19 protein-coding genes are annotated in these 23,829 nt (G+C 68.7%); 6 read left to right on the forward strand and 13 right to left on the reverse strand.

All coding sequences use genetic code 11. The features are described from left to right. The first annotated feature begins 1 nt into the window (after nt 1). Complete coding sequence (locus FL344_RS12810) at nt 2–1,168, forward strand: acyltransferase (protein WP_141618719.1); 1,167 nt, start codon at nt 2–4, stop codon at nt 1,166–1,168. Nucleotides 1,169–1,183: 15 nt separating this feature from the next. On the opposite strand, the gene FL344_RS12815 is transcribed toward FL344_RS12810, so the two are convergent. Further along, nucleotides 1,184–1,762, reverse strand: coding sequence for an FxsA family protein (locus tag FL344_RS12815; protein WP_141618739.1), 579 nt, complete (start codon nt 1,760–1,762; stop codon nt 1,184–1,186). Between the two features lie 51 nt (nt 1,763–1,813). Next, nucleotides 1,814–2,344: a hypothetical protein gene (locus FL344_RS12820; RefSeq protein ID WP_141591073.1), complete on the reverse strand. Its 531-nt coding sequence runs from the start codon at nt 2,342–2,344 to the stop codon at nt 1,814–1,816. Nucleotides 2,345–2,373: 29 nt separating this feature from the next. Here FL344_RS12820 and FL344_RS12825 point away from each other — a divergent pair, with 29 nt between their 5' ends. The 3 genes from FL344_RS12825 to FL344_RS12835 all read left to right on the forward strand — a co-directional run bounded on the left by FL344_RS12825 (nt 2,374) and on the right by FL344_RS12835 (nt 5,513). Continuing rightward, nucleotides 2,374–3,684 carry a class I SAM-dependent rRNA methyltransferase gene (locus FL344_RS12825; RefSeq protein ID WP_174257099.1) on the forward strand — a complete coding sequence of 437 codons (1,311 nt, stop codon included), beginning with the start codon at nt 2,374–2,376 and terminating at the stop codon, nt 3,682–3,684. Nucleotides 3,685–3,694: 10 nt separating this feature from the next. After that, the gene (locus FL344_RS12830; RefSeq protein ID WP_141618720.1) at nt 3,695–4,183 is read left to right on the forward strand and encodes a YkgJ family cysteine cluster protein; all 489 of its coding nucleotides are present in this window, start codon (nt 3,695–3,697) and stop codon (nt 4,181–4,183) included. Between the two features lie 214 nt (nt 4,184–4,397). Then, nucleotides 4,398–5,513: a glycerate kinase gene (locus tag FL344_RS12835; RefSeq protein WP_141618721.1), complete on the forward strand. Its 1,116-nt coding sequence runs from the start codon at nt 4,398–4,400 to the stop codon at nt 5,511–5,513. Nucleotides 5,514–5,603: 90 nt separating this feature from the next. Here FL344_RS12835 and FL344_RS12840 read toward each other — a convergent pair whose 3' ends face one another. From FL344_RS12840 to FL344_RS12860, 5 genes are all read right to left on the reverse strand, one after another. After that, entirely contained in the window at nt 5,604–6,755 is a 1,152-nt protein-coding gene (locus FL344_RS12840; protein WP_141618722.1) for a hypothetical protein, read from the reverse strand. Between the two features lie 11 nt (nt 6,756–6,766). Then, complete coding sequence (locus FL344_RS12845) at nt 6,767–8,776, reverse strand: LysM domain-containing protein (RefSeq protein ID WP_141618723.1); 2,010 nt, start codon at nt 8,774–8,776, stop codon at nt 6,767–6,769. Between the two features lie 48 nt (nt 8,777–8,824). Further along, nucleotides 8,825–11,326 (reverse strand): type VI secretion system tip protein VgrG, encoded by a 2,502-nt coding sequence (gene tssI, locus FL344_RS12850; protein ID WP_141618724.1) that lies wholly within the window; start codon nt 11,324–11,326, stop codon nt 8,825–8,827. A gap of 105 nt (nt 11,327–11,431) precedes the next feature. Next, complete coding sequence (locus FL344_RS12855; RefSeq protein WP_141618725.1) at nt 11,432–12,403, reverse strand: nicotinamidase; 972 nt, start codon at nt 12,401–12,403, stop codon at nt 11,432–11,434. 7 nt (nt 12,404–12,410) lie between these two features. Continuing rightward, on the reverse strand, nt 12,411–13,856 hold the full coding sequence (locus FL344_RS12860; RefSeq protein WP_141618726.1) for a nicotinate phosphoribosyltransferase: 1,446 nt from the start codon (nt 13,854–13,856) through the stop codon (nt 12,411–12,413). 111 nt (nt 13,857–13,967) lie between these two features. Between FL344_RS12860 and FL344_RS12865 the strand changes: the two genes are divergently transcribed. Then, nucleotides 13,968–15,311 carry an energy transducer TonB gene (locus FL344_RS12865; protein WP_141618727.1) on the forward strand — a complete coding sequence of 448 codons (1,344 nt, stop codon included), beginning with the start codon at nt 13,968–13,970 and terminating at the stop codon, nt 15,309–15,311. A 6-nt stretch (nt 15,312–15,317) separates the two neighbouring features. Here FL344_RS12865 and FL344_RS12870 read toward each other — a convergent pair whose 3' ends face one another. The 3 genes from FL344_RS12870 to epmA are packed head-to-tail and all read right to left on the reverse strand — an operon-like array spanning nt 15,318 to nt 17,790. Beyond that, a complete protein-coding gene (locus tag FL344_RS12870) occupies nt 15,318–16,055 on the reverse strand; it encodes an inorganic pyrophosphatase (protein ID WP_141591055.1) in 738 nt (245 codons plus the stop codon). After that, complete coding sequence (locus FL344_RS12875; protein WP_141591053.1) at nt 16,052–16,789, reverse strand: 1-acyl-sn-glycerol-3-phosphate acyltransferase; 738 nt, start codon at nt 16,787–16,789, stop codon at nt 16,052–16,054. Before FL344_RS12875 ends, FL344_RS12870 begins: the two co-directional genes overlap by 4 nt. Next, nucleotides 16,786–17,790: an EF-P lysine aminoacylase EpmA gene (gene epmA, locus FL344_RS12880; RefSeq protein ID WP_141591051.1), complete on the reverse strand. Its 1,005-nt coding sequence runs from the start codon at nt 17,788–17,790 to the stop codon at nt 16,786–16,788. The genes FL344_RS12875 and epmA overlap by 4 nt, the downstream gene beginning before the upstream one ends. A 30-nt stretch (nt 17,791–17,820) precedes the next feature. On the opposite strand from epmA, the gene FL344_RS12885 reads away from it, so the two are divergent. Beyond that, nucleotides 17,821–19,563 (forward strand): chromosome segregation protein SMC, encoded by a 1,743-nt coding sequence (locus FL344_RS12885; RefSeq protein ID WP_194863090.1) that lies wholly within the window; start codon nt 17,821–17,823, stop codon nt 19,561–19,563. Here FL344_RS12885 and FL344_RS12890 read toward each other — a convergent pair. The 3 genes from FL344_RS12890 to FL344_RS12900 all read right to left on the reverse strand — a co-directional run bounded on the left by FL344_RS12890 (nt 19,560) and on the right by FL344_RS12900 (nt 23,828). Then, the gene (locus FL344_RS12890) at nt 19,560–21,332 is read right to left on the reverse strand and encodes a CotH kinase family protein (protein WP_228564989.1); all 1,773 of its coding nucleotides are present in this window, start codon (nt 21,330–21,332) and stop codon (nt 19,560–19,562) included. The two genes, FL344_RS12885 and FL344_RS12890, sit on opposite strands and share 4 nt — an antisense overlap. Before the next feature lie 447 nt (nt 21,333–21,779). Beyond that, nucleotides 21,780–22,829: an SPFH domain-containing protein gene (locus FL344_RS12895; RefSeq protein ID WP_141590683.1), complete on the reverse strand. Its 1,050-nt coding sequence runs from the start codon at nt 22,827–22,829 to the stop codon at nt 21,780–21,782. A 198-nt stretch (nt 22,830–23,027) separates the two neighbouring features. Beyond that, the gene (locus tag FL344_RS12900) at nt 23,028–23,828 is read right to left on the reverse strand and encodes an ABC transporter permease subunit (RefSeq protein WP_141618730.1); all 801 of its coding nucleotides are present in this window, start codon (nt 23,826–23,828) and stop codon (nt 23,028–23,030) included. Nucleotide 23,829 lies beyond the last annotated feature (1 nt).

Here is a 23,829-nt window from a genome sequence, read left to right on the forward strand (position 1 = left end):
AGTGGGGGCTGACGGGTTCATGCGTTTTCGAGACGTGGCCCGAGTCACGGCCTATGCTGGAGACCTCGTGAGTCAACTCGGCCCTACCTTCACCTTCCAGAAACGAGACACCCGGCACCCCGGACTCGACTGCGCGCGCGGACTCGCGGTGATGGCGATGGTCATTGGCCACACGCTGGACGCGGTGTTGTCGCCGGACGTGCGCGCGGACGTGTGGGTCCAGCACTACTGGACCTGCCGAGGCATCACCGCGCCCCTGTTCCTGATGGTCGCGGGGTGGGCGGTGGTCGCGGCGCTGGGCTCGAAGCCCACCGCGGCCCGGGACACCTACGGCAAGCGGGTGCGGCGCGCGCTGTTGCTCATCTTCCTGGGCTACCTCGTCCACTGGCCCGGGTGGTCCACGGTCATCCAGATGGGGATGACCGAGCGGATGCTGACGAAGGTGCTCGTCTTCGACGCGCTCCAGTGCATCGGCTTCGCCCTCCTGGTGGGTGCCACCCTGCTGGCGGTGACGCCGGGCCGCTGGGGCCGCACGGTGATGCTGGCGGTGGTCGCGGTGGGCCTGCCACTGGTGAGCGCGATCCTGTGGACCCTGGGCGAAGGGTTGCCCGGGCCGCTGACCCAGCTCATCGGCAGTGGCGGCGCCAGCCGCTTCCCCTTCTTCCCGTGGGCCAGCTACTTCTTCGCGGGCGCCCTCGCCGCGAGCCTGCTGGGCACCCTCCGCCCCGGCGTGCCGCAGGGGCTGGCGCTGCTGATTCTGGGCGGCGGCCTCTTCTGGTTCATGCGCGGGCAGAACCAGGACTGGGGCACCGCCAGCGCGTGGCTGGTGGCGTACCGCGTGGGCCAGGGGATGATGGTGCTGGGCGTGGTCAACATGCTGCCGCGCAAGGTCAGCGGCCTGCTGGCGCCCCTGGGCCGCCTGTCGCTCTGGGTCTACGTGCTGCACCTGCCCATCGTGTACGGCTGGTCCAGCTACGCGGGCCTGTCCAGCCGCGTGGGCCCCACCCTGACGCTTCTGGAGGGACTGGGCATTGGCGTATCGCTGCTAGTGGGCTGCGCCCTGGTGGCCCGCCTTGGGACGTGGCTGAGGGACCAGGCCCGGCCGTGGCGCACCGGCTCCACCACGCTGGAAGCCAGCGTGGGCAGCCTGGGCTCGCGGGGGAACTGACGTCCGGGCGGCGCGTCAGCTCCGCCTGGGCTCCTCCTCGGTGAACTCGGCATCCACCTCCGGCTGCGGGCTCTGAGGCCGGCGGGCCACGGTGCCGCCGGCATCCGGCTCCAGGGCACCGGTCCGCGGAGAACGCGGCACGGGGCCTCCGGGAAAAGGGCTTCCCATGGACGCGTGGAAGCCGCCCCCAAACGCCCCACCACCGAAGGTGGTGACGTGCATCGAGCCCTCACGCACCTTGCGCTCCAGGGTGCGACGCACGCGCGCGGAGATGAGGCGCCGCACGGGCGGCAGCAGGAGCAGCAGCCCCACGACGTCGGTGAGGATGCCGGGGATGACGAGCAGCACACCGCCCGCCAGCACCAGCACGCCACTGAGGATGCCTTCCTCGGGCACCTGGCCGCGCGCCATGGACTCACGCCAGTGACGCAGCACCCGCCTGCCCTCCCGCCGGGAGAGCGCGGTGCCCACCAGGCCGGACACCAGCACCCAGGCAAGCGTGGGCATGGGCCCTATCTGCCGGCCAATGGCCAGGAGCAGGTAGAGCTCGAGGAAGGGCACCACGATGAGGGCGAGGAGGAGGTAGCGGAACACGCCCCCAAGGTAACGCTTCAAGAGGGGTCGTGCTCGTCTTCCGCCGCCGCGTCAGCGCCCGCCGAGCTGCCCCACCAAGGTGTCCACCACCAGGTACAGGACCACGAAGATGCCAATGGCGATGAGGACCATGCGCGTGGAGAGCTGGAAGCCGCGGGAGCCCTCCGTCTCCAGCGCGTAGCTGCCCGCGCCCATCGCCTCGGGCACGCCGGCCACCTCGCCCGCGTAGCGCGCCGTGCGGACGTACTGCTCCATCACGCCGGCGTCGTCATTGCCCGTCAGCGAGCGGCCCAGTTGCGGGTCCACCAGCCGGACACCGGCCTCGGAGGCCAGGGCCGCCGCGGCCTCCACGGCCTCGCGCATCAGGTCGGGGCGGTCCGACAGCGGCACGCGCAGCTCGGTGGCCACCACCTGTCCGCCCTCACGCAGCTCGCCGACGTCGACGTCGCCATTCTTGAAGGACCACCTGCGCACGCCGTCCGGCCGGGCGACCACACCCCGCTCGGAAAGGAGGGCATCCACCCGCGCCGCCTCATAAGGCGAGCCCGGCGTCATCGTCTGGAGGAGCAACTCGTATCTCACGCGGGTTGCGAGTATACGCCGCGAACGCCATGTCCACCTCTTCCAAGCCCCCCTACCCGCGCCGAAGCGGAAACCGGCCCTCGGGCCCCTCCTCTCAGCAGCAGGGCCGGGGCCGTCCCCACACCCGCCCTGAGAAGCCCGCCCCGGACCGCACCTCGCCCGAGCTGGGCCCGGACGGCCTTCCCCAGGTGTCCCTGCTGCGCCGCGGCGTGGAGCGCTGGCAGGGCGGCCACCCGTGGATCTACCGCGCGGACCTGAATGGCGACCCCGGGCTGCCCGGCGGCGAGGTGGTCCGCGTGACGGACACCCGGGGATGGTTCCTGGGCAAGGCCTTCTATTCGAAGCACTCGAAGATTTCCCTGCGCTGGCTCTCCTTCGACGACGTCGCGGTGGACGCGGACTTCTTCCGGGAGCGGCTCCTGGCCGCGGACCGGCTGCGCCAGCTCGCGCTCCCGGGGGAGAAGACGTACCGCCTGGTGCATGGCGAGGCGGACGGGTTGCCCGGACTCGTGGTGGACCGCTACGGCGACTTCCTCAGCGTGCAGTTCCTGGTCCCCGCCATGGAGCAGCGCAAGGCGCTCATCGCCGACCTGCTCCAGGCGCAGTTCAACCCGCGCGGCATCATCAACCGCTCCGACGTGGGCGTCCGCAACCTGGAGGGCCTCACTCCGGAGAAGGGCGTGCTGCGCGGCGAACATCCCGGCCCGGTGTCCTTCGACGAGGGCCTGGTGAAGATGCGCGCGGACCTGCTGGAGGGCCAGAAGACGGGCGCCTTCCTGGACCAGCGCGAGAATCACGTCATGGCCGCGCACTATGCCCACGGCGAGGCGCTGGACTGCTTCTCCTACGTCGGCGGCTTCGCGCTCCAGCTCGCCACGCGGGCCAGGCACGTCACGGCGATTGAAATCTCCGAAGCGGCATCGGCGCAGCTTCGGGAGAACGCCGCGGCCAACAAGCTGAACAACCTGGACGTGGTGGTGGCCAACGCCTTCGACTTCCTCCGCGACGCGGTGGACGAAGGCAAACGCTTCGACACCATCGTCCTGGACCCGCCGTCCTTCGCGAAGAACAAGGACGCCATCCCCGCCGCGGTGCGCGGGTACAAGGAAATCAACCTCCGCGCCCTGCAGCTGTTGCGGCCCGGCGGCATCCTCATCACCGCCAGTTGCACGTACCACGTGGACGAACAGGCCTTCGAGGACATGCTCGCCTCCGCCGCCGCGGATGCCCGCCGCCGCGTGCAAATCATCGAGCGCCGCGGCGCCGGCCGGGACCACCCTGTGCTGCTCAACCTGCGTGAGACGCGCTACCTGAAGTGCTTCGTGCTCCGGGTGCTCTGAGGATTCGCCCATGCGGACGCGGGACTGGGACGACGAGGCGGACGACGCGCCCCTGGGTGGCACCCGCGAAAGGGAGCGCGCGCTGAAGGAAGTGCGCGCTGTCTACCGCCAGGCGGACGCGGCCTACTCCCCCTACTCCTGCCCGGCCAGCGGCGAGTGCTGTCAGTTGGCCATTACGAAGCGCCAGCCCTGGCTGTGGCAGCCTGAATGGGAGCTGCTGTCCCGAGGGCGCCCGCTGCCGCCACCTCGCGCGGACGGCGGCTGTCCCTACCTGGATGCCACGGGCCTGCGCTGCTCGGTGTACGCGGACCGGCCCTTCGGCTGTCGGACCTTCTTCTGCCAGCGCATCCAAGGCCCCTCACGCCAACCCGCGGAGACAGTGGCCACGCTGCTGGAGCGGCTGGAGCGTGTGTCTCAGCGCGTGGCCCCTTCACTGAAGGCTCCGCGCCCTTTGCTGGACTGGCATGCGGAGGCCTGGCACGCGGCGACAAATGCTTGAATTGCCACTTTTCAATTCAAGTCTTTATAGGAATTCGCGGCGCTAACGTCCGGTTGATACATAGAAGTGATGAAACACGCATCACCCCAGGAGTGGGAATGACGTTGGGAGTGGTATGCCAGGGGTGGGGGCTCTCGCAGGTAGAGGACGCGGTACAGGTCCCCTGGCCTTCTGGAGTTCCCTGGACACCTCAGAAAGCGCCAAGCCCTTCACCGTGATTTCTCCTCGCTGGCTCGTCGCACCGCAAGAATTCAAGGGAACGCTGTCCGCCGTGGAAGCGGCTGAAGCCATGGCTCGCGGCCTCCGTGAGTCCTCGCCGGAAGTGGTGTTGGACGTGGCGCCGCTCGCGGATGGCGGGCCTGGGACGGTGGAAGCGCTGCTGACGGGCCTGCGCGGCGAGCGTCGTCAGCAGGTGGTGCGTGGACCGCTGGGCGCGCCCGTGGAAGCACACTGGGCCCTGGTGGAGGACGGACGCACGGCGGTGGTGGAGATGGCCTCCGCGTCCGGCCTGTCGCTGCTGGCGCCCGAGGCTCGCGATGCGTTGAAGGCATCCACGTATGGCACCGGCGAGCTGATGCGCGCGGCGCTGGAGTCGGGCTGCGAACGTCTCATCGTCTGCCTGGGTGGCAGCGCCACCACGGACGCGGGCACCGGAGCGCTCAGCGCCCTGGGCTTCCGCTTCCTGGACGCGCGAGGACAGCCTCTTCCCCCGGGAGGCGCGGCGCTGACCCAGCTCGCCCGCGTGGACGCGAGTGGCCGTCATCCCCGCCTGGGCGCCGTGGAGCTGCTGGGTGCCACGGACGTCACCTCGCCCCTGTTGGGGCCGGACGGAGCCGCGCGGCTCTTCGGTCCGCAGAAGGGCGCGGACGAGGCCGGCGTGGAAGCACTGGAGGCGGCGTTGGCACACGCGGCAACGGTGCTGGGGGATACGTCCGCGGGCTGGCCCGGCGCGGGGGCGGCGGGAGGCTTCGGCTTTGGCCTGCTGGCCCTCGCTGGCGCGCGACTGGTGCCCGGCTACGAGTTGGTGTCACGCGCGCTGGGCCTGGAGCGGCGCGTGCTGATGGCGGACGTTGTGCTGACCGGTGAGGGGCGCTTCGACCGGCAGACAGCGCTGGGCAAAGGCCCGGGCGGCATCGCGAGGCTGGCCCGCGAGCACAGCACGCCGGTGGTGCTCTTCGCCGGACAGGTGCAGCGGGACGAAGGCCTGGCGCTGGACCTCTTCCACGAGGTGGTGGAGCTGAGCGCCCACGCCCAGCCGGGCGAAGCGGCCTCGAAGGTGCTGTGCGAAGCCGCCGCGCGTTGGGCGGCCCAGCGTCTCAAGGGACGCTGAGCCGAGCCGTCACATCCTGCCGGGCCTTGCGACGCGAGAGAGGCGTCGGTGGGGCAGCGCCGCGTCTCAAAGGGACGCTGCGCCGTACCCTCACTTCCCGTCTGGTTTGGGCGGCGACGCGGGAGGCTTCGCCGGTGCCGCCGCGCCCGCCAGCTTCCAGTGAACCAGCGCGTCCTTCGTCCCGTCATACATGACGAGCGACGGCACCCCGCCCGTCCACAGCAGCGCCGCGCCCTTCTCCGGGACAGCGCCCAGCGCCAGGGGCGGCTTGAAGGCCGCGCCCACCTGCTGCACGTAGAGGTGCGGGTTGCGGCCCGCGCTGTTCAGGACGCGGTAGAAGAGCCAGTCCCCCTCGGGTGACAGCGAGCCCAGCGTCACCGACTCCCCGGAGGCATAGCGCGCCAGCCGCACCGTCACCGCGGGCGCGCCTTCCCACGATACGCGCCAGATGCCGGGGTCCTCGGGCTTCTCCTTCCCCTCCTCCCGCTTCGGCGTCACGTCACGGCCCAGGGCCACGAGCGCCACCGGCAACGAGGGATGCAAACGCAGCGACTGCAACGTGAGGCCATCCACCGTCAGCTTGCGCAGCGCGAGCGCCAGCGGGTGCTCCGGCTGGGGCTTGGCCAGGTCAGGCCCGTAGAGCTCCAGCGGCACGCCGGGCTTCTGCACCGCGACCAGCCCCGCCCCCGCGTCCCACTTCACCGCGCCGACGACGGAGCCCAGCTCCAGCGAGCCCAACTTCGCGCGCTTTTCGCCCTCCAGCCGCCAGGTGCGCAGCCGGAAGGAGATGCGGGAGGTGCGGGCATAATTCGTGGTGTCCTCCAGCTCCGCCGCCACCACCAGCGGGGCGTGAGAAATCCACGCGCCGCGGATGGCGACCTCCTCCAGTCGCTCGACCATGAACCACGTCTTGGCCAGTTGCCACTTGAGGTCGTACATCACCAGGCTGCGAGTCTGGAGGTACGCCAGGTGCGTGGATGATGGAGGCAGCATCCCTTGCAGCTCGCCTCCGGAGACCTGCTCCAGGTACTCGTCATCCACCTCGACGCGGCGCACCTCGGAGCCGGACAGCTCCAGCCGCCAGAGCTTGTCATTCAGCGTGAGCACCGACACCGAATCCGGCGCCGGCGATGGAAACACGAGCGCCACCTGATTCCAGGGGAACGGTGAGGGATGACGCACAGGCGCCGCGGCCGTGGGCAGCCCGGGCGTCAGCAGGAAGGGGTCCTTGTTGGGCTCCATGGGCGGGGCTCCTACTTCGCCTTCGTGGTCGCGGTGAACAACATGGGACCGCTGGCCAGGCCGCCCGCCTTGTCAATCTGTTCCAGCGGGTGCTGCAGCCGCATCAGCGTCGTGAAGTTGTCCTCGAGCTTGTCCACCGCGGCGCCCGTCACGTTGAGGTCCGTTTGAAGCTTCTTGAGGCCCTCCTTCATCTTCGGGGCGACCTCCATCATGCGGTAGTAGCGCATGGGATTGACGATGGCGAACTGGGTGAAGAGGTTCACCTGCGTCGGCAGCTCCTTCTGGATGAACTCCAGCCCGCGAATCGTGCGGCTGTACCAGGCCGCGTACGCCACGGGCTCGGCGGTAATCATGTACCAGTCGGTGCCGAACATGACCTTCTTCAACATCCACGGACTGGACTTGAGGATTTCAGCCAGCAGCTTCCACTTCTGCTTCTCCATCAGGTCCAGATAGGAGATGTCTGTGTAGAAGTTGGGGAACTCGTTGCACAGCTCGACAATGGAGCCAATCCAGCTCTTGTCGTACTGGACCTTCTGGCCATCCTGCTTGACGGTCAACCCCTTGCGGAAGTCCCAGAAGGTGCCGTCGCTGGCGAAGTGCGCCAGGCACAGGCGCAGCTTCGGGTTGTCATTGAGCACCGGGCGCCACGCTTCCGGGTGCACGTAGTTCTCATAGAAGTAACGCATCCGGCCCGGGTTCAGCAGCTTCTCCTTGGCCTCGATGGCGTCCTCCACGCCATTGCGCGCGCGGCGGAGCACGAGCGGGATGTGGCTCTTCCAGCTCGCCTCCAGCTCCGTCACGTAGTCGCGCGCCTTGGTGATGTCCGCGTCGGCCTTGGCGATGGCTTCTTTCGAAGGCCAGTACTTCGGGTCGTTGCGGATGGCCTCGTCCGGCTCGTGGTCCAGGTAGAAGCGCCGCTCGTGCGTGTAGAAGCCGGACGGCGTGCAGTGGGTCATCAGCGGGATGTCGTTCGACGCGCACTCGGAGAAGAACCAGCTCAGGATGTCCTTCACCGGCGCATGGCGCTCCTTGGGCATGTAGCCCTGGGGCGTGTACATCTTGAAGCCGATGTAGGGAGCCGCCTTGGAGGCCGTCACCACCTTCTCGAAGGGGAACGACTTGTCCTCGTTCTTGATGAAGCGGCGCGGTTCGAAGTGAAACATGGGCAGCAGCCGGAAGGGATTCTCCGCGACCACCTGCTCGGTGTGTCGGAGCTGCCGGTCCCACGTCTCGTGAAGCCGTATCTCATCGGGCTTCGCTTCAATCAGCTCGCCAGGGTCGTCGGACTTCGTGCGCCAGCGGTAGGTGAAGCGGGGCTCGGCCCCATCGAAATCCGAGCTGTAGATAGGGTCCCCCTGGTAGCCAGCCAGGTGGCAGTAATCCATGTCCATGGTGAGGACGATGGACATGCCCATGTAGGAAGCGCTGGCCTCCGCGTGGCCCTGCGTGGACACATAGGCTCGCAGGGGCGCGGGGATGGTGTACTCCTCCACGTTGCCCATTCCATCCGACGTGTATCCCGTCCGGTCCTGGGCAAGGCTGTCATTGGAGCGCACGGCCTCTTCGCCAATGCGGTGCGTGTCGCGGTGGGACACATCACCGATGTCGGGCGCGAACGGGATTTTCGCCGCCCAGAAGCCCAGGCGGTTGATTTTGGTGCGGCTGGTGCCCGTGCCCACGAGGAAGCCCAGCCCCTTGTCCTTCATCATCTGCACCAGCGCGGGCATGGGCGTGCAGTTGCCGCTCATGATGTGCATGTGCGCGTCGAAGTGGACGGGCGGCAAGGTGAGCGGCGTTCCCGGCGTGGCGATGAGGTTCTGCGGCCCTCCGGCGGACACCTGGTTCTCTGGCAGGTCCGGGATGATGACCCGGTCATCCGCCTTCACTTCATTGGCGCCGCGAGTGGCGCGCAGGCCCCCGTTGTCCGGATGCTCGTAGATGAGCTTCCATTCCTTGAACCCGTACTTCTGCGCGATTGAGTCGGGGGAGTCCCCGTCCTTGACGACGTACGTTTCCATCGCTGGCCTATCCGAAATGGCGCGTGTGCCCGCGCGGGCGGGTACGGCTCAGGAACCCTTGTTGATGCGGCCTGACATCTCCGGGAAGACGACGCGGTAGTCGCCGGGCGGCACCTTCTCCACCACGCCCTTCCCGCTCCCGTCCACGCGGCCCTTCTTGATGGTGCCGTCGGGCATGTGCAGCTCGAAGGGCTGGTCCTTGATGGGCTTGCCGTCCATGCCCTTGAGGTTGAACTCGACGTTGACGGGGTCTGGCTCCTTGAAGTGCTCCAGCTCCTTCGCCTTGCGCGAGTCGCTCTTGAGCGAACCGGCCGCCTCCATCTTCACCTTGCCGCCCTTGATCTTCACTTCCTTGCCGTCGACGGTGAGCGTCTTGAGGGTGAAGGTCACCTTGCCGGACTTCTCCATCTTCAGGATGAGGTTGTCACCGACGAGCAGCGAGAAGGTGTCTGCCTTCAGCTCGAACTTCTTGGCCAGGCCCGCCATGGCCTCGGTGATGTAGAGGCCGGTGGTCTTCCCGATGTCCTCTTCCCAGTCCTTGCCGATGGTCAGCGTGAGCTGGCCCTTGGTGCGCAAGTCCCAGTCCATGCCGACGTCCACCGTCTTGTCCTTGCCGACCGTCTCCTGCCGCGAACCCAGCACGTGCTCGGTGTGCGCGGCGGCGACCTGGAGCCCACGCGCGCCGCCGGTGGCCTCGTTGTAGGCCAGCGCCACGTTGACGCTGTAGACGCCGCCAATGGTGGTGGCCTTCGCGGCCCCCACGTTCTCCATGGCGCCCTGGAGCACCAGCGCGGTGAGGTTCCCGCCCACCGTCATGGTCTGGTTGCCCTCCACTGCCTCGTCGTGGGACAGCGTCGTCCGGGTGGAGCGGTTGCCCTGCACCAGCAACGTCTGGTTCTGCTCGACGACGCCCACGTCGTCCATGCCCACGCGCAGCTCCTGGTTGCCCTCCACCGTGCGCTTGCGGTCCTTCTTCACCAGCAGGTCCTCGAAGCCCGTCACCTGCTGGTCCTTGTCGTTCTCCGTGAGTAGGTCCTCGTCCTTCTGCGCGTGGGTGAAGACCTCCTCCTGGCCCGCCGCGTCCTCGATGCGGACCTCGTTGAAGCCGTCGCTGCCCAGGCTGGAGGCGCTCTTGCGCGTGGACTTCGTCTTCTCTCCCGGCAGGCCATACGGCACCGTGTTGGTGCCGTTGTAGACGGCGCCCGCCACCAGCGGCCGGTCCGGGTCGCCTTCCAGGAAGCGCACCACCACCTCCTGGCCGATGCGCGGCAGCCACACGTCACCCCAGGCCGGGCCGCCCCACGGCTGGCCCACGCGCACCCAGCACGAGGACTTCTCGTCGCGCTTGCCCTCGCGGTCCCAGTGGAACTGCACCTTGATGCGCCCGTGCTCGTCGGTGTGAATCTCCTCGCCCGCGGGGCCCACCACCGTGGCTGTCTGCGGGCCCGCAAGCTGCGGCAGGGGCGTCAGGCGCCGGGGCCGGAAGGGCACGGCCTTGGGGAGCAGTTGATACTGGTTGCGGTACAGGCCCTGAATCGCCTCGCTGCCCGCGCTGACGTCCGGCTGCGTGCCCGAATGCACCACCTCCGTCACCAGGTACTCGCCCGCGAAGGTGCCATCCTCCGGGGACTGCACCTCCAGCAGGTACCCGGGCGTCAGGCGCGGCGCCACGCCCTGCCCCATCAGCGTGCGCCCGCCCATGCTGGCTGCTTCCGTGCGCACGTTCGTCGCCGCCTTGCCCACGCCCGGCGCCACGTAGCCCGCCGGATAGTCGTAGAGCTCCAGCTCCGTGACGCCTTCGGGCGCCTGCGCCTTGCCGGAGATGTCCAGGCCTGGCTTCTCGAAGTCGAAGTCCTTCAGGTGCACGGCGCCGGGGCGCAGCCGGTGCACCACTTCCAGCGCGGAGAGGTACTCACCCTCCACGACCTCCTTGCCCAGGCTGGGACGCAGCGGGAGCTGCTGGCCCTGCGGCAGGGGCGCGTGCGCGCTGGGCTTGTCCCCCAGCACCAGGGTGTGCCCGTCCTCGGTGTGCTCGAAGAAGTAGAAGATGCCCTCCCACTCCATGAGGCGGCTGAGGAAGGCGAAGTCGCTCTCCCGGTACTGCACGCAGTACTCGCGGGGGGCGTAGCTGCCGGACAGGGCCAGCCGCATCTTCACGCCCGCCGCGTCCAGGACGTCCTTGAGGATGTCCGGCACGGACTTCTGCTGGAAGATGCGGCTGCGGTGGTGCTGGGTGAGCCGCCACAGCCGGGGCACCACGTGCGCCCGGTAGCGGCGGCGGCCCGTCTTCATGCCCAGCGATTCCACCTCGCGGACCCAGCCGTGCACGTAGCGGGGCGCGCTGTCGCGGATGGAGAGGGTGAGCAACGCGTCCTGCTCCAGCAGCTCACGGGTGGCGATGGGGTTGCCATCCTTGGCGAAGAAGTCCACCCGGAAGTCGAACAGGTGGCTCAACGCCTCGGTGCCGGAAATGCTCGAAACACTCAGCGCATCCGCGCCGTGTGAGCCGACCTGCACCGTGAACGCAGGCGGATTGAATTGAGCGGCCATGACTCCCCCTTCACCGACGCGGAGGTCCCCAGCCTCGCCGGGAACGAACGGGAGATTCTACCACACGCTGGGTACGTGGGCGCACGCGCCCGGAATGCCGCCCGGCTACCCTTCCAGCGGGTCCGAGGTCCGGACCACCCGCATTCCCGCCGCCTGGAAGTCCCGGAGGGCCTCCTTCGCCAACCGGGGGAAGTCCAACGAGGCGGGCAGCGGCTCCAGGGGAGGCGCCGGCACCGGACTCATGGCGTCCTCCAGGATGTGGATGCGGCCCATCTTCGACGGGTCCGTCTGCTCGATGTGACGCCGCAGATCCAGCAGCGTGTTCAGCACGCAGTGGGAGCTGGCCTGACCGAACACATAGACGCGGTCAAAGGACATCAGGTGCTCGAAGAGGCGCGTGTTGAAGGCCCCCACCTGCTGCCCCTTCAGCTCCGTCACCTCGGGTGAGAGCACGGAGTAGTTCTCCGTGAGCGGGTGCTCCCCCTTCAGCTCGAAGTGCGTGGGTACGTCGCGCACCAGGGCATGGAAGAGGCTCGCCTCGAAGACGGACGGAACCAGCGCGTGACTCAGGCCGCCCAGCATCGCGTGGAAGGGCCAGACGGTGAGCACATACCGGCCGCTGGACTCCAGTTGCTCGCAGTAGGCCAGACTCTCCTCGTGGAAGCGCGTGGCCCGCCAGCGGCCGGAGCGAACATCCGCCGCGGTGATGGCCGTCAAGGGCGGCGGCGGCCGGCCTTCCGCGTCCCGCCACCAGGACGGATGGAACACGTGGTACGCGCGGTGGGTGTCCAGCGAGAACACCAGCTCCGTCACCCGGTCCAGGTTCGCGTAGAGCCAGCGCAGCGCGCGCTGGGTGTCCTCCACCGCGCCGGGCACGAAGAGGCTGGCGCCCGGCGTGCAGAAGGCCACCTGCACGTCGATGCCGAACGCGGCGATGCGCGTCGCGTCCTCACGCGCGGGGCGGATGCGGTGCTCCGCCACGTAGCGGAGGGCCTCCTCCGTCACCTCCGCGCCACGCTCCAGGTAGAGCTGGCTGACGCGGGCGTCCTCGTGAAAGCGGGGAATGGGCAAGGGCATGTCGGCCTCAGCGGTGCTGCTGGGGGAAGTGACGGCGGTGCAGCGCATCCACCAGCGCCTGCGTCGCGGCGGTGTAGGCGACACGCGCCTCGGCCGCCGTCTCCTCCGCGCCCACCAGCGATGGGGTTTCCGGCGCGCTCTCCATGAGCGGGAAGTAGCCGTCCGGGACGGGCTCTCCCACCTGGCCGACCAGTCCGATGGGCCCCGAGCCATGGCGGCGGCGGAAGAGGACAGGCTCGCCGGGGATGCTCTTCTTGCCCTCGGCCAGCTCGTTGCCGAACTTCATCACCGGCGTGTTGCCCGTGCGAGACAGCTTGTAGATGGCGGCCACCTTGTCCCGGGTGAGCGGGCAGTCCATGGTCCGCGCGATGATGTGGCCGCCGTAGCCGTAGAACTGGGCCGATGGCTCCCAGCCCACCTGCCGCCGCAGCTCCTCGAACTCCCGCGTGGCCTCCGCGTCCAGTCCATCCTCCAGGATGTTGACGGGCCGAATCCCCAGGTCCCGCGCCCGCGTCACCGCGTAGAGGTACTGGAGCTTCTTGTTGCCGGAGTCGAAGCGGATGGAGTCGTTGTTGCCGGGCTCCTCCTGGATGAGCTGGAAGGCCGCGGGGATTCCGGACGTGAGTGTGTCGAAGGTGTCCAGCAGGTAGCTGGAGCGCTGCGGCCGGCGCTCGCGCATGGCCCGGAACGCGGCCTCATCCGAGCCATAGCGCTGGATGTGCTCGTGCCCCATGGTGCCCACGGGGACCATTCCCAGCTTCGCCGCCCCGTCCACGTTGGAGGTGCGCGTGACGCCCGCCTCCTTGCAGCTTCGCAGCGCCACCTCGTGCTGCTCCAGACAGGTGGCCGCGCGCAGGCCCACCTCGAAGATGCGGGACGGGTCCTCGACGATGTCCACCAGTTCCTTGACGGTGGCGAAGACGCGCCTGGCGTAGCCCTCCGTGTCCACGGTGATGGGCACCGCCTTCACGCCCACCGAGTCGAGCGTCTCCAGCGCGATGGCCTTCTGCTCGTCGCACGTCACGGTGGCCAGCGCGCGGGCCAGCGCGTCCCGGTCCGACAGCGCCAGGGTGGCGACCTGGATGCGGAAGTTGAGCTGGAGCAGCAGCGGCTCCACCCAGGACACCAGGGCGGACGGCCCTGTCAGCGTGAGGATGGGCTCGCGCGGATAGAAGAGCGCGCCCTTGGGGATGGCGCGAATGCTGAGTTTCTCACGGCGGAGGATGGCCGCCTTGAACCCCACGCCCATCTCATAGTCGTACCGGCTGAGGTAGTCGTAGTCCTCCGCCTTGGGCTCCGGGATGAGCGACTTGACGAAGGCCGCCACATCGAGCGGCATCACCTGGAGACCACCCCGCCGGTGCGAGTAGTAGAACGTTTCCCGACGAAGCGGCCAGCCGGCCTCCGCCATGCTGAACTTGTAGCCATCCGTCGCGAGCAGCGAGGTCGACATCTTGGTCCTTCCTCCGATGCCGCGAAGAGTAAACGCGTCAGGGTTGCGTTTCCTATCCTCCCGTCGCGGATTCCCAGGGCATGACGTGAAAGCGGGGTTAAATGGAGGCGCATGCCTCGGGAGCCCACCAGACGCCTGCTGCCAGCGCTCGCCGCCAGCATGGGCGTGCATGGGCTCTTGTGGCTGACGCTGGAGCGCAAGGAGCCGGTCCCGAGGCCCCCTCCGGCGTCCTCGCCGCCTGCCCTGGAATGGGTCGATGTGGAGGTCGCGGAGGCCCGTGTATCGCAGGACACACTGATGCCGGACGAGGGCCCGGTCGCCGGCGCCGCCCAGCCGGTGCCGCCAAAGCGTTCGGACAGCGCCCATGCGCCCCCTGAACCCCGCACGGCTGCGAAGCACCGGACTCCGTCGGGGCAGGCGCCGCCGGAGCGCGACACCGCGCCCGCCCAAGCGGAGTCCCGGGCCGAGCGCCACACGGAACCCGCCCACGCGAGTTCCCAGCCCGCCCACGACACGCAAATCGCCCAAGCGGACGCGCGGCCTGAACGTCACGTGGAAGCCCTGGACTCAGCTCCGGCGCTGCCCCGCGTCGCGGACGCGCCCCTGGCGGGGACGCCCCACACGGACATGCCCCGCGCGGAGCCCGGCGCCAACGCCGTCTCGGGCTCGCGGCTCTTGCTCGCGGCCCGTCAGGTCACCGCGCTTTCAGGAACGCATCGCGACGTGGCGGCGGAGCTCGACGGCGGCGTGGACCCGCATGCGCCGCCTTCAGCCCAGCGCCTGGTGGAAGAGCTGGTATCCGAAAGCGTGGGCCGAGGCAGGGTGGAACGCGGGCTGGTGCACCCGTATTACGGCCAGCTCGGCAAGGCGTTGATGAAGGCGTGGGACGCCGACCGATCCGTGAAGGAGCACGGCCTCCAGGGCTACTTCGACATGGGCATGGAGCGCGGCCGCGCGTACTCGCGCATCTGGATGGAGCGCGCGGCGGACTACGGCGCGTCGGGCTCGTTCGCCACGAAGAATGGCCCGGGCGAGGACCGGCGCAGGCCGCTCAGCACCGCCGGAGACCCCACGCTCAATGCCCGCCGCGAGATGCGCCAGCAGATGCGTCAGGAGTTCCGCACCACGCGCCGTGCCCTCATCCGCGTCGTCCAGGACGCGAAGGGCCAGCTCGTGGACGTGCACCTTCTGGAGCCCAGCCACCAGCCCGAGGTCGACAAGGAGGCCCTCAAGGACGTGCGCGCCATGGCGGAGAAGCTGCCCTCGCCGCCGGACGAGGCCGTGGGCGGCCGCTCGCGGCTCACCAGTGTCTGGGAGTTCGAGCTGCTCATCTCCATCAGCCCGCCCATCCCCACCTTCAGCTTCGAGTTCGATGAAGCGCTCGGCTTCATCGACACCCGCCTGCCGCTGGACCGCCGCATCTACAAGCGCGTGCGGCTGGTCGAGGTCCGCTGAGCCGGCTCAGGACGCGCGCGACTTGCGCGCCGCCTTCGTCTTGGCCTTCGAGGGCTTGGCGATCTTCGCCTCCACCGCCGCGCCGCGCGTACGGACAGCGCGCGCCTTCGTGGTGACCTGCGGGCCGTAGATGCGCTCGTAGTCCTTCATGCTGCGCTTGATGACCTCGAGCGCCTCCGGCTGGTCGTAGACCTCGGCGATCTCCACGCTGCGCTTCCCCTCGCCGGGAATCTGCTTGTAGGTGAGGAAGTAGTGCTTGAGGCGGTCGAGCAGCGCGCGCGGAAGCTGCGCGAGGTGCTGCAGCTCGCCGTACACCAGGTCGGACTCCAGCACCGCGATGATTTTGTCGTCGGCCTCGTCGCCGTCGACCATGCGGAAGCCGCCAATGGGAATCGCGCGCACCAGCAGGTTGCCGCTGGAGATGACCTTCTCCGTCAGCACGCAGATGTCGATGGGGTCGCCGTCGCCCTTGATGTCCTTCAGGCCCGTGCGCTCGGCGCAGCGCTTCGCCACCAGCTCGTCGCAGTACGTCTGCGGAATGAAGCCGTAGAGCGTGGGACACTGGCTGCTGAAGCGCTGCGGACGGTCCAGCTTGAGGATGCCGGACTCCTTGTCCAGCTCGTACTTCACCGCGTCCGTGGGGACGATTTCGATGTACGCGGTGACGATTTCGGGGGCGTCCTCACCCGGGGTGATGCCGTGCCACGGGTGCGCCTGGGATGTGGTCTGGATTGGCTTCTTCATGGCGTGTCTCCCGAGCGCTTGCAGGCCTCGGCATAGAGTTCTGCGACCGCGTCTTCCAACTGGCGCGTGAGCGCGTCGCGGTCCTGCATCGTCAGTCCCTGGGTGGGGATGGGCTTGCCCACCACCAGCGCCACGCGCTGTCCCCACCGCACGGCCCGGCCCCCCTTGGGAAGAATGAGGCGCGTCCCTGACACGGCCAGGGGCACCACCGGAACGCCCGCCTGGATGGCCAGCGTCGCGGCTCCCTTCTTGAACGGCCGCAGCCGCCCATCCGTGCTGCGCGTGCCTTCCGCGAAGAAGAGCACGCTCACCCGTTCCCGCAGCGCCGTGACGGCTTCCGACAGGCGGGCCCTGTCCCCCGCACCACCGGTGCGCTCCACCGGGATGTTGCCCGCGCGCCGGAGCGCGGGCCCGAAGAGGGGGATGCGGAACAGCTCCGCCTTCGCCACGTAGCGCGTGTGCTTGCGGATGTGGGCGAAGTTCACCAGCGCGTCGTAGTGAGACTGGTGATTGCTCACGAAGACGACGTGGGTGTCGGAGGGGACGTTTTCGACGCCCACCGCCTCGTGCCGCACCCCCGCGGACGCCAGCAGAGAGCGCGCCCACAGCACCAGCACGCCGTCCGCGTCCTTGGCGTCGCGCAGCGACAGCGCCGACACCACGGGAGACAGCACACCGGTGATGCCCACCGCCGCCGTTCCAGCAAAGGCCGTCTGCAGGAGCTTGCGAATCAAACGAACTCGTGGGCGGGGAAAAGGAGCACGTCCGAGATGCGCTGGACCCCGAGCAGCAGCATCAGGATTCTATCGAGCCCGACGGCGATGCCCGCCGAAGGCGGCATTCGCCCTACCGCGTCAAGGAACCGCTCGTCCAGAGGATACACGGCCCGGCCCAGTTGGCGCCTGAGCTCCTGTTCTTCTGTCAATCGTGCCCGCTGTTCCACGGGGTCCGTCAGCTCGGAAAACCCGTTCGCCAGCTCCAAACCCTTGGCGTACAACTCCACCCGCTCCGCCACCGCCGCGTCACCGGGCTTCAGCCGGGACAGCGCCGCCATGGACGCCGGGTACTCCATGAGGAAGGTGGGCCGCTCGTGGCCCAAGCCGGTCTCCACCTTCTGGAGAAAGAGGTGGAAGAAGACGTCGTCGAACGACTCCGCGTTCCCGGTGCGCACCCCGGCCGCCTCCGCCGCCCGCTTCAATGACGGGCCGTCCGAATGCTGGCGGATGTCCACGCCGGTGGCGCGCAGCACCGCGTCACGCACCGTCAACCGCTCGTAGGGGGTGCGGGTGAAGAAGAGTGGGTCCGCCCCGGGCTCCCCTTCCGTCGCGCCGCGGCCAGCCTCCGCCAGCGCCCCTTCCAGGTCATCCATGATGGCGTGGTAGTCCGCGTGAGGCCGGTAGAACTCCAGCATCGTGAATTCCGGATTATGGGTCGGGGACACCTCCCCATTCCGGAACACCTTGCACAGCTGGAACAACGGCCCGGCCCCATCCGCGAGCAGCCGCTTCATGGCGTACTCGGGGCTGGAGTGCAGGTAGAGCGTCCGCGCGGAGCCCACATCGGTCTCCGGGATGAAGCCGGCCTCGAACGCGTTGATGTGCGGCTCCATCCCCGGAGCGGGGACGAGCAGCGGCGTCTCCACCTCCAGGTAGCCGTGGGCGGCGAAGAAACGTCGCAGGGCGGAGTAGAGGGACTGGCGTCCCCGGGCGGCCCGCCATTGAGAAAGATTGGGCATGGGCAGCGCGCAAGTAACATGAGGAGCCACATGCACCCAAGGATTCCCCTGCTGCTGGCCTTCGCCTGCTGCCTCACCGCCTGCCCCAAGGGCCCGCCCGCCGATGGCCGGCAGGTCCTTTCCGAGAAGCAGCAGCTCGAGGCGGATGTCAGCGCGATGTCCTCGAAGGCTGAAACCCTCCTCGAAGCCCAGAGCCGCCTGGTGTGGGACTTCTGGACGGAGGGCCGCCACGTGGACGTCGCCGCCACCTACGCCGGCCAGGAAGCGCTCTTCACCATCGAGAACATCCGCAGAATCGACCGGCTGCGCCAGCTCACGGACGACGCCCGCGAGGTGCGCGCCCTCACCGCGCTGCACTCGCACTTCGCCGGCGAGTACCTGTCCCACGCGCTGGCCGAGTTCAACGACGCGGCCGCCAACCTGGAAGCGTCCCTCACCTTCCCCGTGGACGGGAAGGACGTGCGCTACCGGGACCTGGAGCGGCTGCTCGCCAACGAGCGCACGGCGGCGCGGCGCCGGGCCCTGTACGCCGCGGCCACGCCCGCGATTGAACGCCTCAACCAGACGCTGCGCCGCCGCGAGGAGCGCGCGGACGAGCTGGTGCGGGAGCTGGGCTTCGCCTCCTACGAGGCCTTCGGCAGCGAGCTGCGGCAGTCGGACCTGGGACGGCTGAGCGTGCTGGCGGAGGAAATCCTCCAGGCCACGCAGGCCCCCTACCGCGTCGTGATGGAGCGGCTGAGCCAGCGCGAGCTGGGCATGGCGTTCAAGGACATCACCCGCGCGGACATCCCCCGCCTGTTCCGCTCGCGCGAGGTGGAGGACGCCTTCCCCAAGGGCGAGTCCCTGCTCAAGGCCCACGGGACGCTGGCGGGCATGGGCCTGGACCTGGGTGAGCTGCCCCACGTCACCATCGACGCGCGGGACGTGAAGGCCAAGAGCTCACGCCCCCTGGCGCTGGCGGTGCGCGTGCCCTCCGACGTGCGCATCTCCTTCAAGCCGGGCACGGGCGTGCTGCACCAGGCACGCGTGCTCCACGAGTTCGGCCACGCGCTGCACGCGGCCTTCACCACGGAGACACGCTTCGAACTGGCGCGCCTGGGCAACCCCACCGTGGGCGAGGCCTACTCCGCCCTCTTCGAGGACCTGGCCGAAGACCCGGTGTGGCTGGAGGAGCACGCGGGCGTCAGCGGCGAGCAGCGCGCGCAGTACCTGGCCGCGTCCAGCGCGCACAAGCTGTTCCTCATCCGCCATGCCGCGGGCCGGCTGCTCTACCAACTGGAGCTGCACCGCCGCGTCGAGGCCGACCCGAAGGCGCTGTACCGCGAAATCATGTCGCGCACCGACGACATCCCGATGACGGACGAGGACACCGAGCGCTACCTCGTGGACCAGGAGGACTTCTTCCAATCCGCGGACAGCTTCCGCGCCTGGTTCCTGGCGGGTCAGCTCCAGGCGCAGCTCAAGGCGCGCTTCGGCCCCGCGTGGTGGCGCACGTCGAAGGCGGGCGAGTTCCTCAAGACGCTGTGGGCCAAGGGCAACGCGATGTCCGCCCGCGAGGTGGCCCAGGCGATTGGTGAGAAGGGCATCGAGCCGGACGTGCTGCTGCTGCGGCTGGGCACCACGCTCCAGGTGCCCATGAAGCTCAACCTCGAAGGCGTGGAGGACGCCATCCTCCCCGCCGCGCCGGGGCTGGAGGACTTCACCCAGCCCCCGCCCGCACCGGGGCTGGAGGACTTCAGCGCGCCCTCCACCCCGCCCGCGCCGGCCCCCTAGAAGGGACCGAAGCTCGCTTCCAGGTGCTGGCGCACGTGCGTGGGCCGCTGCGTGGCGTAGTCACGCATCGCGTCCACGTAGTAGCGCCACGACTCCACAGACACTGGATAGCCCCAACGCTCGATGTGCGCGGGAATCTCCGCGGCGACCAGGTCGGTGAGCGACTCCAGGTGTGCCGTCACGCGCTCCTCGCGGAAGGTGTTGTCCAGGTGCCACTGGAAGCGCAACACGAAGCGGCTCTTGAAGTCCGCGTTCGTCAGCAGCTTGCGGATGAGCAGCACGGACCACTCCGGGAGCGTTTCATCCGTCAGCACCCGGGCCAGTGAGTCGTAATCCGCGTCGCCGAGGAAGGCCCCGTCCAAATCGTAGAGCAGCCAGCGCCAGCGGCCGTCCTTCGCGACGGGCCCCTCGGCATCTGGCTCCACGTAGCGCCAGAACTTGACGTTGTTGTGGGGCCAGTCGGGGTTCGCGAAGAAGATCTCCGCGATTTGATAGTCGATGAAGTCGTCCACATCCATCATCGACTCCACGTGGGCCAGGTTCTCCGGCAGCGAGAGGTCGTTGTTCCGGACGAAGTCCAGCAGCGCCAGGTAGTGTGACTCGTCGCCCTCCTCGCCCGTGTCGAGCACCCCGTCCAGCTCCAGGATGGCCACCTTCTTGCGGTCGATGCCGTGGCGCGACGCGAGGTAGTACTCGTCATACCGCTCGCGCAGCTCGTGCAGGCCCCAGTACTCGCCGTTGAGGTACAAGACGGTGGGGCGGCAGGCCTGCAGGTGCAGCGTCGTCTCCCGAAGCAGTCCCTGGAGCGCGCAGTCGCGAATCTTGGAGTACAGCAGGTCCTGTCCCGACGTGCGGACGATGAGCCGCGTGTACTCGTCCAGTGTCGCATCGGGGAACACCGACGCACGGAACGTCTTTGGCCCGTAGTCCTCCTTCGCGTACAGGCGCAGGCTCTTGTGCGGCAACGCCACACTGCCCGAGCCGTGGATGCGCACGCCCGCCCCCTGCGAAATCACCGGCTGGCCGTCCACCTCGAACCACTCCACGTGGAGGGGGCGCTCCCAGTCCTTGCCACTCTGGTGATAGTTGCCGTTGCCCCACATCCAGTCCGGCCTGGGGTCCTCCGCGTGGATCCGCCCGGGGACGTAGATGCCGTGCTCGAAGCCGAAGAAGTGCTCCGCGTCCACCGTCAGCGACATCACCGGCAACGGACCATGTGACTTGTCGATGAGATAGCTGCGCGTGCCGGAAGCGCCCACGGGCGTGGCGTCCTGGAACTGCTGGAACCGCACCACGGCGGCGCGGCCCACCGGCCCGCGGGGCGGCAGCCATCGCCACTCCACCGGCGTCTCCGGCGGATTCGTGGGGATGAGGGACAGGGGCGTGGGCTCGCCTTGTGAACGCATCAGGACCAACGGCGAGGTGTAGATGGGAGAATCGGCTGTCGGCGTCGAGCCATCCAGCGTGTAGCGCGTCGTCGCGGACTCGCTCGTGGGCAGCGTCAGCAGGGACGGGGGCTGGTAGAGCGCGTGCGGCGTGTCGAAGTCCAACGGCTGGAGCGCCAGCGACGCGCGGGCCGGAGTGCCCGAGCCGTCATGCGCCACCACCTCGATGGAGTGCGTCCCCGCGCCGGGCAGCCATTGAATACTCCACTGGTCACCGTGCACCTCGGCCCAGCCGAGCAGCACGCCGTCCACGTGGACTTCCACAGCCCTGATGTCACCCTGCCCCTGAATGGTGCCCCGCAGGAAGCCGGACGCATTGTCCATGCCATCGATGGACACATACGGAACCGACTGCTCTTCCCGCGGGTTTTCAACGGGCGGAACGACTGGCGCCGGCGGGGCATCCTCACGGCAGGCGGACAGTGAAAGAGTGAGCCACAACAACACCGAGCGGGACTTGAAACGAAGGGGCATCAACGCCTGTCTCCCTGGGAACGAGCGGCCAGCGCATGGCTGGCACGGGGACGTCCGGCCCGCAGGGATACGCACACCCTGCGACACGTCCCACACACGTCCGTGCACGGCGCGCGCCTTCTGAGCCCCCAGGTGGGGCGCCCTGAAACGCACACCGCACGACGACCGCGGCGCCCGCTATGTAGCGCAGGGAACGTTTGAGGTCCATCCAGCCCCAGTGCATGTCGGGGAAAACACGAGAGCCCCCGCCCGGTGTCGGACGGAGGCTCTGGGTACCGCAAGGGCACACGAAGGGAACTACAGGAGCTTCATCAGCTCCGCGCGCTTCGCATTGTACTCCTCGTCACTGAGGACGCCTGCGTCCTTCAGCTCCTTGATTTCCTTCAGGCGCTGCGCGGGGCTGCGCGTGTCCGCCGGGGGCGCCGCGGGCGCGGGCTCCGGAGGCCGCTGCTGGTGCTGCTGCTGGTTCATGAACTGCTGGGCCATGCCGAAGCCCATGCCCATGCCCATGCCGCCCAGCGCGTTGCCCGCGCCACCACCGCCGTCACCACCCTTGGCCATGCCCTCGGCCGCGCCAAGCATCGCCTGGCCCTGCGCGTACTGCTGGAAGCCACCGGCCAGACGCGAGTACGCCACGTCCTTGCCCAGCTTCTTCAGCGTCGCCTCGTCCTCCTCCTTGATGGAGACGTGGAAGTTGCCCATCCGCACCACGGTGAGGCCGTAGCCGTCCACGTGGGGCTTGAGCCCGGAGATGACCTCGGTCTCGATCTCCTCGGTGTACGCGCCGCTCGTCACGTCGAGCAGCGGCCAGCGCTTCTTGACGAGCAGCTCCGCGATGCGGTCGCGCGTCACCTTCAGCACCTGGTTCTTGAACCAGCCGAGCAGCTCGTCGTTGCCGGTGCGGCCCATGCCCACCAGGCCCACCACCAGGCGCTCCGGGTCCGTTACGCGGATGGAGAAGTCGCCGTACACCATGGTGCCGATGCCCAGGCCCGTCTCCGGGTCGCGCACGTCACCGATGGGACCGCCGAACTTCACGCCGGCGAACTCCCGGGTGGAGACGAAGAAGATTTCGGAGATGAAGAGGTTGCCGCCCGTGAAGCCTTCGATGAGGCGGGACAGGAACGGGATGTTGTTCGTGTCCAGTGAGTGACGGCCGGGCCCCAGCTTGCCCTCCACCTTGCCGTCCTTCACGAAGAGGGCGACCTCGTCCGCATCGACGGTGAGCTGGGTCAGCATCCGGACGTTGTTCTCCGGATACTTGTAGATGATGTCGCCCTTCGCCGAGTCCGCCCGGGCGATGAAGTTGCGCTTCGTCTCACCCTTGATGCTGTCGAAGATACCCATTGCCGTCAGCGCCTCCGTGGCCGCGTTGGCAGCCGGTCAACCCGCGCCGCCACCCCAACCCTTTTAAGAGCATGGCATCCCGGACGAAAGCGCGCGCGCTCGCGTACCGGCACCTGCTCGCAACATGCCAGTTTCACTGGCGAAAGCCTAGCCGCTCGACAGGCTGGATGCCCTGGAAAGCGACAGCCGGCGTCCGCGCTAGCCCCAGCGGCTCACCAGCCGCTCGCGGTCCAACAAGCGGATACTGGCCCACAGCAGGACGGCGTCCAGCACCAGCACCACCGCGCCCTGGAGCAGGTAGTAGCCGAAGCCCGCCTTGAGCACGCCCGCCACCTGCCCACCCACCATGCCCACGATGGGCAGCACCACCAGCGCGGACAGCTGCTGGGCCATGCGCGCCTCGCTCACCCGGGCGGAGATGAGCACCGCCACCCCGTTGCCGAAGAAGGCGAACAGCGGCGCGATGACGAACACGCCGAAGGTCCACAGCGCGTTGGGCATCAGCGGCATCTTCACCAGCGGCCACGCGACGATGTCCACGCCCACGCAGAACAGGACGAAGGCCGTCCACGTAATCGCCACGGACGGCACCAGCGCCGCCAGGCTCTTGCCCGTCACCAGCTCCGCCGCCGTCACGGGCGAGGCCAGGAGCGGCTCCAGCGTGCGCCGCTCCTTCTCCCCCGCCACGCTCTGGGACGCGATGAGGATGGGCACGAACACCGGCATCACCAGGAACATGCCGAACCAGTCGGTGAGCGTCTTGTCGATGAGGAAGCGCGCGGCGCTGGCGCCCAACGGCAGCGTGGGGTCGTAGAAGAGCGCCACGCTGCGCAGGTCCGCGTGGTCCGGCGTGCGCACGTACGTCCACACCACGCCAATGGGCACCAGCACCATGACGGCCGGGAGCACCATCATGGACACCAGCAGGCCCACGTTCTTTCGCAGGTCCAGGAAGTCCTTCCAGAACACCGCCAGGGCCCGCTTCGGACGGAACGCCATG

Source organism: Myxococcus sp. AB036A, from assembly GCF_006547355.1.
Lineage (GTDB): Bacteria > Myxococcota > Myxococcia > Myxococcales > Myxococcaceae > Myxococcus > Myxococcus virescens.